The 14,133-nt window shown below is 63.6% G+C and carries 16 protein-coding genes; 6 read left to right on the forward strand and 10 right to left on the reverse strand.

Annotated features, from left to right (window positions below; genetic code table 11):
• The first annotated feature begins 148 nt into the window (after positions 1-148).
• Complete coding sequence (locus QYE47_RS23490) at positions 149-586, forward strand: MarR family transcriptional regulator (RefSeq protein WP_010955198.1); 438 nt, start codon at positions 149-151, stop codon at positions 584-586.
• Positions 587-618: 32 nt separating this feature from the next.
• On the opposite strand, the gene QYE47_RS23495 is transcribed toward QYE47_RS23490, so the two are convergent.
• The gene (locus tag QYE47_RS23495) at positions 619-2,805 is read right to left on the reverse strand and encodes a patatin-like phospholipase family protein (protein ID WP_014590079.1); all 2,187 of its coding nucleotides are present in this window, start codon (positions 2,803-2,805) and stop codon (positions 619-621) included.
• Positions 2,806-2,872: 67 nt separating this feature from the next.
• On the opposite strand from QYE47_RS23495, the gene QYE47_RS23500 reads away from it, so the two are divergent.
• Complete coding sequence (locus QYE47_RS23500) at positions 2,873-3,154, forward strand: SelT/SelW/SelH family protein (RefSeq protein WP_014590080.1); 282 nt, start codon at positions 2,873-2,875, stop codon at positions 3,152-3,154.
• Here QYE47_RS23500 and QYE47_RS23505 read toward each other — a convergent pair whose 3' ends face one another.
• On the reverse strand, positions 3,155-4,045 hold the full coding sequence (locus tag QYE47_RS23505; RefSeq protein WP_014590081.1) for a DMT family transporter: 891 nt from the start codon (positions 4,043-4,045) through the stop codon (positions 3,155-3,157).
• Between the two features lie 221 nt (positions 4,046-4,266).
• Positions 4,267-5,034: an AraC family transcriptional regulator gene (locus QYE47_RS23510; protein WP_070383569.1), complete on the reverse strand. Its 768-nt coding sequence runs from the start codon at positions 5,032-5,034 to the stop codon at positions 4,267-4,269.
• 127 nt (positions 5,035-5,161) lie between these two features.
• Here QYE47_RS23510 and QYE47_RS23515 point away from each other — a divergent pair, with 127 nt between their 5' ends.
• Positions 5,162-5,959, forward strand: a complete 798-nt coding sequence (locus QYE47_RS23515; protein WP_003254566.1) for a UDP-2,3-diacylglucosamine diphosphatase — start codon at positions 5,162-5,164, stop codon at positions 5,957-5,959.
• A gap of 28 nt (positions 5,960-5,987) precedes the next feature.
• Here the strand turns inward: QYE47_RS23515 and QYE47_RS23520 are convergent, their stop codons facing one another.
• Positions 5,988-6,299 (reverse strand): DUF962 domain-containing protein, encoded by a 312-nt coding sequence (locus tag QYE47_RS23520; RefSeq protein WP_014590083.1) that lies wholly within the window; start codon positions 6,297-6,299, stop codon positions 5,988-5,990.
• Between the two features lie 153 nt (positions 6,300-6,452).
• Here QYE47_RS23520 and QYE47_RS23525 point away from each other — a divergent pair, with 153 nt between their 5' ends.
• The gene (locus tag QYE47_RS23525) at positions 6,453-7,514 is read left to right on the forward strand and encodes an AraC family transcriptional regulator (protein ID WP_026031876.1); all 1,062 of its coding nucleotides are present in this window, start codon (positions 6,453-6,455) and stop codon (positions 7,512-7,514) included.
• Here QYE47_RS23525 and QYE47_RS23530 read toward each other — a convergent pair.
• Positions 7,471-8,925 (reverse strand): TrkH family potassium uptake protein, encoded by a 1,455-nt coding sequence (locus QYE47_RS23530; RefSeq protein ID WP_004576878.1) that lies wholly within the window; start codon positions 8,923-8,925, stop codon positions 7,471-7,473. The two genes, QYE47_RS23525 and QYE47_RS23530, sit on opposite strands and share 44 nt — an antisense overlap.
• 102 nt (positions 8,926-9,027) lie before the next feature.
• Here QYE47_RS23530 and QYE47_RS23535 point away from each other — a divergent pair, with 102 nt between their 5' ends.
• A complete protein-coding gene (locus QYE47_RS23535; RefSeq protein ID WP_019437588.1) occupies positions 9,028-9,585 on the forward strand; it encodes an NAD(P)H nitroreductase in 558 nt (185 codons plus the stop codon).
• Between the two features lie 129 nt (positions 9,586-9,714).
• Here the strand turns inward: QYE47_RS23535 and QYE47_RS23540 are convergent, their stop codons facing one another.
• The 5 genes from QYE47_RS23540 to QYE47_RS23560 form a co-directional block, all read right to left on the reverse strand.
• Positions 9,715-11,055, reverse strand: coding sequence for a HAMP domain-containing sensor histidine kinase (locus QYE47_RS23540; protein ID WP_019437589.1), 1,341 nt, complete (start codon positions 11,053-11,055; stop codon positions 9,715-9,717).
• Positions 11,056-11,113: 58 nt separating this feature from the next.
• Positions 11,114-11,530: a Spy/CpxP family protein refolding chaperone gene (locus QYE47_RS23545; RefSeq protein ID WP_014590086.1), complete on the reverse strand. Its 417-nt coding sequence runs from the start codon at positions 11,528-11,530 to the stop codon at positions 11,114-11,116.
• Between the two features lie 162 nt (positions 11,531-11,692).
• Positions 11,693-12,370 carry a response regulator transcription factor gene (locus QYE47_RS23550; RefSeq protein WP_003254551.1) on the reverse strand — a complete coding sequence of 226 codons (678 nt, stop codon included), beginning with the start codon at positions 12,368-12,370 and terminating at the stop codon, positions 11,693-11,695.
• 340 nt (positions 12,371-12,710) lie between these two features.
• A complete protein-coding gene (locus QYE47_RS23555) occupies positions 12,711-13,010 on the reverse strand; it encodes a YciI family protein (RefSeq protein WP_070383570.1) in 300 nt (99 codons plus the stop codon).
• A 1-nt stretch (position 13,011) separates the two neighbouring features.
• Positions 13,012-13,605, reverse strand: a complete 594-nt coding sequence (locus tag QYE47_RS23560) for a septation protein A (RefSeq protein ID WP_019437590.1) — start codon at positions 13,603-13,605, stop codon at positions 13,012-13,014.
• A gap of 67 nt (positions 13,606-13,672) precedes the next feature.
• On the opposite strand from QYE47_RS23560, the gene QYE47_RS23565 reads away from it, so the two are divergent.
• Positions 13,673-14,133: PHP domain-containing protein (locus QYE47_RS23565; protein ID WP_301159252.1), on the forward strand; the 461-nt coding region annotated here is incomplete at its 3' end.

Consider the following 14,133-nt stretch of genomic DNA (forward strand, 5'->3'; position numbering starts at 1 on the left):
CATGCAGGATCGAAGGCAGAAGCGCCATCTGCTGACCTTTGTCATGCTTTTTGACGATTATCGAACGCGTAACCATGGCCGAGCCTTGCCTCGTGGGGCAGGGCATGGTTAGCTGCCTAATAATTAGATCCACTCCAATGAGTTCCTTATGCCCCTGAACGACAACCAACACCGCTTTGGCATGCAATTGGCTCAGATGTCCCGAGGTTGGCGTGCCGAGCTGGACCGCCGCCTGGCCGGGCTCAACCTGTCCCAGGCGCGCTGGCTGGTGTTGCTGCACCTGGCGCGCTTCGAAGAAGCCCCGACACAGCGTGAGCTGGCCCAGAGCGTAGGCGTCGAAGGCCCGACCCTGGCGCGTCTGCTTGACAGCCTGGAAGCGCAAGGGCTGGTGCGCCGGCAGGCGGTGCTGGAGGATCGGCGGGCGAAGAAGATTGTGCTGTGCCCGCCGGCCAAGCCGTTGATCGATCAGATCGAGACCATCGCCAACCAGCTGCGGGTAGAGCTGTTTACCGGCGTGGACGAGGCGGACTTGCAGGTCTGTATGCGCGTGCATGCCAAGATCCTGGCCAACCTCGAAAAGTCCTGAGCTCACCCATCGATGCAGGTGCAGTGCAAGCCTCAAAAGGTGTGCCCAAGGTTCAGGTACACCGCTTGCTCATGCGCACTGTTGGCGCCGTAGCTGAAGTTCAGCGGCCCTAGAGGCGTATCCAGCCCCAGGAAGATGCTCGCCGCATTGATGTACCCACTGTCGAATTCGTTGTCGTTGTTCCACGCCCGACCACGCTCCAGCGAGCCGCCGATGTACAGCGGGAAGTCCAGCGGCACATAGGCCCGCGGCGTCAGCCGGCGGTAATAGACCATGCGCACCAGGCTCGCGTTCTGCCCCGATACCGAGTCCTCGCGGAAGCCTGACAGCTGTCGCGCCCCGCCCATCACGAAGCTCGACGTCACCACTTCGGTATCGTCCAGCGTGCGCCCGTAGCTCCCACCCAGCACTAACGTGTTCGGCCCGCTGCTGATGGCCTTGTCCAGGGTGAACAGCCACTGCCGGTAATCCTGGTCGGAGTCCAGCGACTTGTCGTATTTGCGCAGGGTCAGGCCGATGTCCTCGCCATGGTGCGGGAAGTACACGTTATCGAGGGTGTCGAACGAGTACTTCAGCTCGTAGAAACCTTCGTTGAAACTGACTTTGGGCAGATCCTGGTCGCCGATGCGCACCTCGGCCTCGCCCCAGGCCTTGCCCACTCCCAGACGCACTTCACCGCTGTTGCCGATCTGCCGGCCTACGTTCAGGCCAAAACCGTAGCGCTCCAGGCGATACTCGGCGACGGGGTCGTTGTCCAGGGTGGCTTCGATGTTCTGCGAACCCAGGTCCAGGTACGGCGCGATGAAGTAGCGTGAGCCCACATCCAGGGGTTGGTAGAACTCACTGTACAGCGCTTGCTGGTCACCGATCTGGCCGCGGGTCAGCCATTCGGCGCCAAGGCTGTTGATGCCGTTGACCCGGTAGCTGGCGCCCAGGTTGAATGCGCTGTCGCCGCGCAGGTCATCGGACAGGTTCAGGCCCAGGCGCAGGTAGTCGGTGCCGCCGCGTCGGCCGCGGGCGTTGATCACCAAGGTATTGTCGTTGCCCTTGTGCACCACGCGGTACTGCACCCTGTCGAAGTAGTCCAGGCCATACAGCGTACCCATGTCGGTCTGCAGGCGGTCCAGTTCCAGCGGCGCGTCGATCGGCTGGCGGATGTACGAGCGGATCACATCATCGCTGACCTTGGAGTCGTTTTCGATCCGGATTGCGGTGATTACCGGCGTGCGCTGGCGCGGCGAGCGGGCCACGGCCAGGCTGGCGTCGCCCTCGAGCTGGCGCAGGGCGGCCAGGCGCGGGTCAAGCAGGCGAGTGGCGCGGTAACCGGCGTCGATCATGTCGCGGGCACGGCCGAAATCTGTCACGCCGAAGGCAGTCAGCGATGGCTGGATGAGGATGTCGTCGCGGTGCAGGCTGGCCAGTTGTTCTTCGGAGTTGCGCCGGGTCATCAAAGTGATCGACTGATTCAGCACGTCGACCACCGTCAGTAATTGCTTGCGATCGCGCAGCGGGGTGCCGATGTCGACCACGATGGCCAGGTCCACGCCCATTTCGCGGGCCACATCCACCGGGATGTTGTCGACCATCCCGCCGTCCACCAGCAGACGACCGTCCAGTTCGACCGGGGCGAACACCGCGGGGATCGACATGCTGGCGCGGATTACCTGGGGCAGGTGACCACGGCGGAATACGACTTTTTCGCCACTGGCGATGTCGGTAGCCACCGCGCGGAAGGGGATGGGCAGCTTGTCGAAGTCGCGGGTGTCGGCGGTATGCGCCAGTTTGCTTTCCAGCAGCAGTGACAAGTTCTGGCCCTGGATCACACCCAGCGGCAGGCCCAGGCTGCCGTCGTCGCGAAAGCTGAGCTTCTGCTTGACCAGAAAGTCACGGTCATCCTGCTTGCGCCGGAACGGCACATCCTTGCGCGGCGGGGCGTCGGAGAGTGCCTGTTGCCAGTCAAGGGTGGTCGCAAGTTTTTCCAGTTCTTCGACACTGTAGCCCGAGGCATACAGGCCGCCGACCACCGCGCCCATGCTGGTGCCGGCGATGGCGTCGATGCGCACACCCTGTTCCTCCAGCGCCTTGAGTACGCCGATGTGGGCCAGGCCACGGGCCGCACCGCCAGACAACACCAGGCCAACCTTGGGCCTGGCGGGTTCCGCAGCGATTGCCGTAAGCGAGGTAAGGACGAGCAGAAAACAGAACAGCAAACGGCGCATCGTGAGTCTCAAACCGTGGGCTAAAGACCGCTAGTATAAGCGGCCCCTTACCTGGAGATGTTTCACCATGGCTGATCACAAGCCGGAAATCGTCATCACCTATTGCACCCAGTGCCAGTGGCTGCTGCGTGCTGCCTGGCTGGCACAGGAACTGCTCAGCACCTTTTCCGACGACCTTGGCCGGGTAGCGCTGGAGCCGGGTACCGGGGGTATCTTCCGCATCACCTGCAATGGTGTGCAGATCTGGGAGCGCAAGGCCGACGGTGGTTTCCCCGAAGCGAAGGTACTGAAGCAGCGGGTGCGCGACCAGGTCGACCCGCAGCGTGATCTTGGTCACAACGACCGCTGATCAGGCGCCCTCGGTCAGTGGCCGCTGCCTGGGCGGCTGCTCGGCAGCCAGGCGGCTGGACAGTACGATGGCGAAGATGATCAGCGCGCCGCCCAGCAGCATGCGCACGGTCGGGGTTTCGGCGAACACTGCCCAGGCCACGGCAATGCCGTAGACCGGCTCCATGCCGAACACGACGGCGGCGGTGCGCGCCTTGATCACCGCCAGGCTGGCGACGAACAGGCTGTGCGCCACACCCGTGCAGAAGATGCCGAGCAGGGCGATCCACAGCCAGTCCGGGGCCGCAACGTCGGTCAGGCCGGGCGCTGCGAACGGCAGCAGGCACAGGCCCACCACCAGGTTTTGCCAAAGAGCGGCCTGTACCGCAGGCAAACGGCCGGAGCCGGCCCGGTTGGTCAGTGACAGCAGCGAGAATAGCAGGCCCGAGAGCAGTGCCCAGAGCAGGCCGCCGGTGGCTTCGCTGGCCAGGTCGAATGCCGGTGTGACCAGTATCAGGCCGATGCTGACCAGCACGACCAAGACGGCTTCGTTACGGTGGATACGCTCGCGGAACAGCAGGCTTTCGAGGATCACCGTAAAGGCCGGGAAGCTGGCGAAGCCGAGGGTGGCGATGGCTACGCCGCCCACTTTGACGGCGATGAAGAAGCTGACCCAGTGGCCGGCCAGCAGCACACCACCGAGCAGCAGGCGGCGCGCATCCTGGCTGCTCAGGCGTTGCCAGCCCGGACCGGCCAGGCTGGCGAACAGGGCCAGGGCGAGTACGGCGAAGGCAGCGCGACCGAAGACGATGATCGCCGGGCTGGCACTGGTGGCCAGTTTGCCGAAGACGCCGGTAAGGCCGAAGAACAGCGCGCCAATGTGCAGGGCGCCGAGGGCGGTGCGGTGGTTCATGGTAGTCCTTGATGAAGATCTCTACAGGCAGTGCCGGTCCTTTCGCGGGTAAACCCGCTCCTACAGGTTGTGCCGGGCCTTTCGCGGGTAAACCCGCTCCTACAGGTGTGCACAACCTTCAGGGCCGCGGGAAATCCTGTAGGAGCGGGTTTACCCGCGAAGGGGCCGGCAAAGGCAAAGTGTAAAGCCTCAGGCAAACACATTCTGTCGCAAGACTGCTGTCAGTTATCGCCAGACTCTCGCCGCAAAGCCAAAGGTGTACACCCGAACGCCCGCAGCATCGCCGCTGAAAAGGCACTTTGCGAGCTATACCCAACCTGCGCCGCAACTTCGCCCATCGGCAGTACGGTCTGCACGATTAGCCGCCGCGCCTTGAGCAACCGCCGCTGGCGAATGTAGTCCATCGGAGTCATCCCGCACTCCGCGGTAAATCGCGCATGCAGCCGGGCAATGGACAGCCCGGCGATGCGTGCCAGGTCGGCAACCTGCAGCGGGTAGGCAGCATGCTGTTCGATATGCGCATCGAAGGCGCTGTAGGGCAGGCGCTGGCTGGCGTGCACGCTGGCTGCCGCCGTGGCGTTGAGGCTGGCCAGCAGCAGGGCCGCGCCTTGCCTGGCGATCAACGGGTCGTGCACGGGGCTGGTCGCCAGCCAGTCCACCAGTTGCTGTTGGCGCTCATCCAGGCATACGGCGGCGGGGCGGTCGAGCAGGCGGCGGCTGGCATCGGCATGCTCGCCCAGGTGCTCGCGCAGCCAAGGCTCCCCAGGCACATCAAGCACCAGGCAATCACTGCCGGCATCGCTGGCGCATGTGTGATGAGCACCCGCCGGGACCACGATCAGCCCCTGGCGATCGATGCCGGCGCCATGCCCCTGGACCTCGAACTCCAGGCGGCCGCGCAGGCCGAACACCAGTTGCGGGTGTTCGTGGCTGTGGGCGATCAGGCTGTCGCGGTAATGGCGCAGCGAGAGGATCGGGCCGGCGGTCATGGGGGCTTCCTCGCAGGGCAGGCGCCCATTGTGCCTCAATCCCTGCACGCCATCACTCGTCACTGTTTTGCCATGGCGCTGTCATGTACGCCTGCCAGTCTCCAGCAAACTGCGCCGGAGCCTGCCCATGAGCCATGCCGAACTGTCCCGCCCCTCGCGCAAGCAACGCGTGCGTACCCTGTGGATCTCCGACGTGCACCTGGGTACCCGCGACTGCCAGGCCGAACACCTGTCGCAATTTCTCAAGGGCTACCAGGCTGATCGTGTCTACCTGGTGGGCGATATCATCGATGGCTGGAAACTGCGCGGCGGGATTTACTGGCCGCAAGCCCACACCAACGTGATTCGCCGGCTGTTGACCATGAGCAAGCGCGGCACCGAAGTGATCTACGTCACCGGCAACCATGACGAATTCCTGCGCCGCTACTCGAAGCTGATTCTGGGTAACATTCAGCTGGTAGACGAGGCAGAGCACCTGACAGCCGATGGCCGCCGACTGCTGGTGGTCCATGGCGATCAGTTCGATGTGATTACCCGTTACCACCGCTGGCTGGCGTTTCTGGGTGACCGCGCCTACGAATTCACCTTGGTGCTCAACCGCTGGCTCAACCACTGGCGTGCGCGGTATGGCTATGGTTACTGGTCGCTGTCGGCGTACCTCAAGCACAAGGTGAAAGGCGCGGTGAACTTCATCAGCGACTTCGAGAACGCCATTGCCCATGAGTGCACCCGCCGTGGGTTTCATGGGGTCGTGTGCGGGCATATCCATCATGCCGAAATCCGCAAGGTGGGTGAGGTGGACTACCTCAATTGCGGGGACTGGGTGGAGTCGTGCACGGCGTTGATCGAGCATTGGGACGGCAGTGTCGAACTGTATCGGCTGGCCGAAGCGCAGGCCGTGGCGGCGTTGCGCGAGCCGGCTTAGGGGCGAGCCGCCAAGAGACCTCGGATGCTTACAGCCTGAGCTTGCCCAGCAGGATATCCCGGAACATCACGAAATCCCCGGCCAGGCTGTACAGCGGATAGGTAAAGGTCGCTGGCCGATTTTTCTCGAAAAAGAAGTGCCCGACCCAGGCAAAGCCATAGCCGAACACCGGCACGGCCAGCAGCAGCAACCATTTGCCACTGCCAATGGTGTAGGCCAGCAGCGCTATCACCAGGCTGGTGCCGACGAAGTGCAGGCGGCGGCAGGTGGGGTTGCTGTGCTCCCCCAGGTAGTACGGATAGAACTCGGCAAAACTGCGAAACTGCGCTTTGCTGTTCATGGCAGTGCTCCGGGATTAATACTTCTGGACAAGATACACGGCGTGGAGCCTGATTCGAGTCTAGAGTGACTGACGGGGCCTACCAGTGACAATAGGCGCCAAATGAGTATCCTTGGGGTTCACCGCAGGAGCGGTTGGTAAAAGAAGCCTGTCATGAGCGAAAGAACAACGTCAGCCAGTTGGGCATCAGGGATCGTGAAGGCACTTGAACTGGAAGGGCTGGATTGCAGAGCCATGTTCAAGCAATTAGGGTTGGACTTTGCCGCCCTCGACGACCCCGATGCACGCTTTCCGCAAGACTCCATGACCCGCCTCTGGCAACTGGCGGTGGAACTGTCGGGCAATCAGGCCATCGGCCTGAACATGGCACGGGTGGTCCGCCCGGCGTCGTTCCATGTAGTGGGCTATGCGTTGATGTCCAGCCGCACCCTGGCCGAGGGCTTCGAGCGCCTGGTGCGCTACCAGCGCATCATCGCCGAAAGCTCCGACCTCAGTTTCGTCCTCGGCCCCGAGGGTTATTCGCTGATTCTGACCGTGCACGGCGACCACCTGCCGCCAACCCGGCATAGCGCCGAAGCGTCGCTGGCTTGTGCGCTGGCGCTGTGTAAATGGCTCAGTGGCCGGCCGGTCCAGCCGCGGCGGGTACTGGTGCAGGGGCCGCAGCCGAAGAATGTCGAGCCTTACAAGGTGGCGTTCCATTCGCCGCTGGTGTTCGGCGCCCCACATGATGCGCTGGTGTTCGAGCGGGCCGACATGGAGGCGCCGCTGCCGACCGCCAACGAGGCCATGGCGGTGCTGCACGACCGGTTTGCCGGCGAGTACCTGGCACGCTTCTCCGAAAGCCGGGTTAGCCACCGCGTACGCCAGGTGTTGTGCCGCATCCTGCCGCAGGGTGAGCCCAAGCGCGAAACCCTGGCCCAGGCCCTGCACCTGTCGCAGCGCACCTTGCAACGGCGGCTGCAGGAGGAAGGCACCAGCTTCCAGACCTTGCTTGACGACACCCGCCGCGAACTGGCCGAACAATACCTGGCCCAGCCGGGCATGACCTTGCTGGAAACCGCCTACCTGTTGGGCTTTGCCGACCCCAGTAACTTCTATCGGGCGTTCCGCCGCTGGTTTGATGCCACGCCCAGCGAGTACCGCGCCCGCCTGGGCGCGGAAGGCGAAGTGCTCAGTGACGCCAGAACGCCGGCATGCACAACACCAGCACCGTGATGATTTCCAGGCGGCCCAGCAGCATGCCGGCCGCCAGAATCCATTTGGCCGCGTCAGGCAGCGTGGCGTAGTTGCCCGACGGGCCGATCACTTCACCCAGGCCTGGGCCTACACCCGAAACCGTGCCGGCGGCACCGGTCAGCGCAGTCATCCAGTCAACGCCCAGCAGCGACAGCAGCAGCGCCAAGACACAAATGGTGATGGCGAAGAAGAACGAGAACGTCAGGATCGAACGCACGATGTCTTCATCGAGGCGATGACCGTTGTATTTTTGCTTGATCACCGCGCGCGGGTGAATCAGCTGGTTGAGGCTGGCCTTTAGCAGGATGTAGGCCACCTGGAAGCGGAAAATCTTGATACCGCCGGCGGTCGAGCCAGAGCAGCCGCCAACGAAACCCAGGTAAAAGAACAGCATCAGCGAGAAGTTGCCCCACAGGCTGTAGTCCCCCAGGGCGAAACCAGTGGTGGTGACCACAGAGGTCACATTCAGCGCTACGTGGCGCAGGGCGTCGAGCCAGTGCAGGTTGGTGCTGTACCAGTACCAGGTGCCCAACACCAGCCAGGTGACCACTAGCATGCCTAGCAAGCCTTGCACCTGCTGGTCGCGGATCAGCGCCTTGCGGTTGCCGCGCAGGGTGGCTACGTAGAGGGTGAACGGCAGGCTGCCCATGATCATCACCACCACCGCCACCCAGTGCACGGCCGGGATATCCCATTTTGCCAATGACTGGTCGGAGGTGGAGAACCCACCCGTAGAGATAGCCGACATGGCGTGGTTGATCGCATCGAACGGGCTCATGCCCGCCCACCAGAAGGCCAACGCACCAAGTATGGAGAAACCGACGTAAACCGCCACGATCGACTTGGCGACCATGTGCGAACGCGGCATGACCTTTTCCGAGCGGTCGGACGATTCGGTCTGGAACAGGCGCATGCCACCGATGCGCAGCAGCGGCAGGATAGCCACCGCCATGGCGATGAAGCCGATACCGCCAAGCCAGTGGAGCATCGAGCGCCACATGAGGATGCCCGGCGACATGTTATCGAGCCCGCTGAGCACGGTGGCTCCAGTGGCGGTGATGCCTGACATGCTTTCGAAGAAGGCGTCGGTGTAGCTGATGTGCTGGGTCAGCAGGAACGGTAGCGCGGCGAACACGCACACGACCAGCCAGCTGCTGACGGTCAGCAGGTACATGTCGCGCGGGCGCAGGTGTACATGCTCCGGGCGCCCCTGCACCACCAGGGCCAGGCCGGCGATGAAGGTGATCAGGCTCGACCAGAGAAACGACGGCATGTCACCGGTGCGCTCGAAGATCACCAGGGTCGCCATGGGCACGGCCATGCCGACGGCCAGGGTAATCAGGAAGATGCCGATGATGAAACCAATGATCCTTAAGGTCGGCAACGCCATGTGATCTGCTCAGACTCGAAACGGAAGGGCGCCATTCTACCTATGGGTCTGGTGATGTAAACGCTAGAATGGCCACACATTCAACTGCCAGGAGGGTAGCCGATGGAGGCTCTCGACGCATTGCTCAACCGTGTTTCCGTGCCGCGCCTGACCGAACCGGCGCCCAATGCCGCCCAGCGCGAGGCGCTGTTCCAGGCTGCCCTGCGCGCCCCGGACCACGGCCAGCTGCGGCCGTGGCGTTTTCTTACCATTGAAGGCCAGGGCCGCGAGAAGCTGGGTGAGCTGTTCGCCGAAGCCGTGCAGCACAAGGGCGCTGCCAGCCAGGCTGCATTGGACAAGGCCCGTGCGATGCCGCTGCGGGCGCCGTTGCTGATCGTGGTGGTGGCCAGGTTGCAGGACCACTTCAAGGTGCCCAAGTCCGAGCAGCGCCTGGCAGCAGGCTGTGCGGCGCACGCTATTCTGATTGCTGCGCACGCGCAAGGGATCGGCGCGGTGTGGCGTACCGGTGACATGGCTTTCGATGCCCATGTGCACAAGGGGTTGGGGTTGGCCGAGAACGAAGAGCTGATCGGCTACCTGTACATCGGCACGCCGCTGACCGAGCCGCGGACGGCGCCGGTGCTGGAAACGGCTGATTTCGTCAGTGGCTGGGGTGAGTAACCTGGGCTTGGGCTGATTCATGTATCGAGGCTTCCGGCCTCTTCGCGGGTGAACCCGCTCCTACAACAGCAACCACATCCCCTGTAGGAGCGGGTTTACCCGCGAAGAGGCCAGGCGCCTTTACACCCATCAACTGCCTGTCGCTTCAGCCAAGGGCAACTCCAGCCTGGCCACAAACCCACCCTGTGGATGATTCTCCAGCACCAGGCTACCGCCATGGCGCTCCGCGGCCTTGCGTGCAATCGCCAGCCCCAGGCCATGCCCCGGTGCTGCTTGCCCCGGCGCGCGGAAGAACGGCTCACCCAGTTGCGCCAGGTGCTCCGCTGCCGCGCCAGGCCCATGGTCACGCACGCTGATCACGATGCGGTCCTGCTCGCGTGCGGCGCTGACCTCGACCGGCTGGCCCACCGGGTTGAAGCGCAGGGCATTGCGCAGCAGGTTGTCCACGGCACGCTCGATCAGCGTTGGCCAACCCTGCAAGCTCAACCCCGGCTGCGCCTCCAGGCGCACGTCCTGCTCCGGCGCGCTCAGCAGGGCGTCCTTGCGTACGCTGCCGAGCAAGGCATTGATGTCGACGGGTTCGGCATGAGCCTGTTCGGCATCCACTCGGGCCAGGGCGAGGATTTCGCTGATCAGGTCTTCCAGGCGGTCGCACTCGCGGGTCAGGCGTGGCCACAGCGCTTGCCGCTGCTCAGGCTCGGCGCGTTCGGCCAGGGCCAGGGCGATACGCAGCCTGGCCAGCGGCGAGCGCAGTTCATGTGACACATCGCGTAGCAGCTGGCGCTGGCTGCCAATGGTGCTTTGCAGGCGCGCGCCCATCTTGTTGAAGTCCTTGGCCAGCACGCCAAACTCGTCGCGCCGCGCTGCCAGCCGTGCCAGGCTGTTCTGCTGATAGGTGGTCTGGCCCAGATCGTGTACGGCGCTGCGCAGTCGGCTTAACGGGCGGGTGATGGACAGCGTCACCAGCAGGCTGAACAGGGTCAGCACGACCAAGGCAATGCCCAGGGCGCTGAGTGGCCACAGCAGGCTTTCACGGTGCCAGGCATCCAGCGCCGGGTGGGGGATGCGGTAGATCAGCAAGTAGGTTTCGCCGGTGTCGGGGCTGGTGTATTCCTCGGTCAGCCGGCGCCATGGCAAGCGCCGCTGGTCATTGTGCTGGCGCGCTTCGAAGGCTGCCGCACGGCGAGGGAAGGTACCGGGCACCACGGCCTCACCGCTATCGTCGAGCACCTGCACGTCGATCTTGTAGCGGTCCTTGCGTCGTTCCAGAAAGTGCTGGGCCGCTTCCAGGCCTTCCTGCTCATAGTGCTTGGCCCACTTGCTGGCCAGGGTGTTCAGGCCCGGGTGGCGGCTGAGGATCCAGGCGTCCTGGTTGAGCATGTGCCCCAGCAGGATCGACAGGCCTGCGACCAGGGTGATGGCCAGCCAGAAACTGGCCAGGATGCGCCAGAACAGTGAACGCAAGTGCACCTCCTAAACGGGAAAAGCCCGGCCCGCAGTGATGCGGGCCGGGCACGGGGCGGACAGCTTACTGGGCCTTGGCGCCTTTTTCAGCTTTCCAGGCCTGGAACTCCTGCCACTCGGCTTTCTTGGCGGCGCGTTCTTTTTGCAGTTCATCGAACTTCTTCTGCTGGTCAGGCGTGAGCAACTTGCGCACTGCGCTGTCGGTCTTGTCGCGGCTGGCTTGCAGTTCATCCTTCATGGCTTTCTGGTCGGCGGCCGGCAGCTTGGACAGGTAGCGCTCGGTAATGTCGCGGCGCTGCTGCATTTGCTCGCCCATCAGCTTGCCGATCTGCTGGCGCTGATCGCGGCTCAGGTCCAGTTGGTGGAAAGGCGCATCACCGCGATGATGCGGGCCGTCGTGGCGCGGGCCGCCGTCAGGCATGGCCATGGCCACGGTCGGCAAGGCGGCAGCGAACATCAGGGCGATAAGGGTCTTGCGCATGGTGTCTCTCCTTTCATAGGCCGGTGATTACCGGATGAACACAGTCTAGGGAGATCACCGTCAAGCGCAGTCAGGGGATGGTAAAGGCAAAGTAAAGATGATGGGGCGGGGCAGCCGCGGCCTTGTGCCGCGCAGGGGGGGCGCACAGCGGCCCCGGTGTGTTTACAGGCAGTAGTAATAGCCACGGCTACGCAACGCCACAATGCGTGGCCGGCCATCGGCGTGGGGGCCGATCTTCTTGCGCAGGTTGCTGACATGCATGTCCAGGCTGCGGTCGTACAGGGTCAGCTTGCGGCCCAGGCCGATCTGCGCCAGTTCCTGTTTGTCCAGCGGTTCGCCGGGCTGACGCAGCAGCGCTTCAAGAATACGGCTTTCGGACAGGGTCAGGGTCATTTCCCGGCCATCGATGCTGGCCACGCCCCGCGCAGGGCTGTAGACCAGGTCACCCAGCTCCATCTGGCTGGTTGTGGCGGTGGGGTGGCTGCGGCGCAGTACTGCGCGCAGTCGGGCAGTGAGCTCACGCGGGTCGCAGGGTTTGGCCAGGTAGTCGTCGGCGCCCAGTTCCAGGCCGAGAATGCGGTCCAGCGGCTCGCCGCGGGCTGACAGCATCAGCACCGGCAGCTCGGCATGTTCGCTGCGCAGCTGCTTGAGAAGCTCCAGGCCGCTGCCGTCGGGCAACATCACATCCAGTACCACGGCAGCAGGGGCATGCTCAGCCAGGGCCAGGCGTGCGCTCTGCCCATCGTGGCAGGCACGCACGGAAAACCCTTCCTGGGTCAGCCAGCTGCCGAGCAGCTCGCACAGTTCCTGGTCATCATCAATCAGTAACAGCTCGCTCATGACTCACTCAATTCAACCATTGACGGCGGTGATTCGGTCCGCCAGTGGCAAAGATACCGCAGACTGATGGCCTGAGTATAACTGCTGGTAACGCGTGGCCCTCTTCGCGGGTAAACCCGCTCCTACAGCGGTCTGTGTCCAACCACCGAGATGTGTCCACCACCAATCTGTGTAGAAGCGGGTTTACCCGCGAATACGGTAGCGGCGGCAACGGTGAACGGCGGATGGAGATTGGCCAGCAGGCCCGGCCTCTTCGCGGGTGAACCCGCTCCTACGGGCGATCGCACAGATCCGAAGGTTTGTGGGTACCTTGTAGCGAAGAAGGCCGTGCCGTCTCAGGTCAAGGCAGTACTTGCTTGAACGGCTTGACCACAACCTTGTCGTACACGCCGGCAGTGATGTACGGGTCGGCATCGGCCCAGGTCTGCGCGGCTGCCAGCGACTCGAATTCGGCAACGATCAAGCTACCGCTGAAACCCGCTTCGCCCGGGTCGTTGCTGTCGATGGCCGGGTGTGGGCCCGCCAGCACCACGCGGCCTTCGGCCTTGAGCTGCTGCAGGCGTTCGATGTGCGCCGGGCGGGCAGCCAGGCGCTTTTCCAGGGAGTTTGCGACGTCGCTGGCGATAATGGCGTAGAGCATGTCAATCCTTGGGTTTGGAGATAGAAGGGTCATCGTGCAGGTGGCGCGACAGGTACACGCCTTGCGCCACCAGGAAGATCACGGTCATGCCCAGGCTGCCGAACACCTTGAAGTCCACCCAGAAGTCCTGGAAGGTGAAGGCGACGAACAGGTTGGCCGCGCCGCAGAACAGGAAGAAAGCGATCCAGGCCAGGTTCAGGCGCGTCCAGATGGCATCAGGCAGGGTCAGGGCGTGGCCCATGATGCGCTTGATCAGCACCCGATCGCCGATGAAGTGGCTGCCGGCAAAACCCAGGGCGAACAGCCAGTTCACGACGGGAGCTTTCCATTTGAGGAAGGTTTCGCTGTGAAAGGTCAGGGTCAGGCCACCGAACACCAGGCAGGCGATCAGCGTCAGCCACTGGCCCTTTTCCAGCTTGCGCTGGCGCAGGAACAGTGCGCCGTACACGACCAGCGAGCTGATGATCAGCATGGCCGTGGCGCTGTAGATGCCGCCAAATTCGAAGTGATGGCCGGCGACTTCCATGGGGCGCGGGTCGAGCTTGTAGACGATGAAGAACAGCAGCAGCGGGATGAAATCGATGAATTGTTTCACAATGGCAGCCAGAATCGGGATGTGACGGCATAATAACAAACATCGATTCCAGCGAAAGCGCTCCTCTATGAATGTTGATCTGCACTGTCACAGCACGGCCTCCGACGGCGCCCTGTCGCCTTCGGTACTGGTTGCCCGGGCTCATGAGCACGGGGTGCAAGCGCTGGCACTGACCGACCATGACACCCTCGAAGGCCTGCCTGAAGCGCGCCAGGCCTGCGTTGACCTGGGTATGCGCTGGGTCAGCGGGGTGGAGCTGTCCTGCACGTGGGGCGGCGCGACCATCCATGTGCTGGGTTATGACTTCCCGCTCGACGCACCGCCATTGCTGGCGGCGATTCAAGCGCTGCACCACGGCCGCTGGCTGCGTGCCGAAGAAATCGACAAACGGCTGGCGGCCAAGGGCATGCCCGGCACACTCGAAGGCGCGCGCGCCGTGCAGCACGAGCTAGGTGACAGCGGCAATGCCCCGGCGCGGCCGCATTTTGCCGAATATCTGGTGCGGGCCGGGCACGCCAAGGACCGTGG

Source organism: Pseudomonas sp. 2,4-D, from assembly GCF_030418155.1.
GTDB lineage: Bacteria > Pseudomonadota > Gammaproteobacteria > Pseudomonadales > Pseudomonadaceae > Aquipseudomonas > Aquipseudomonas alloputida.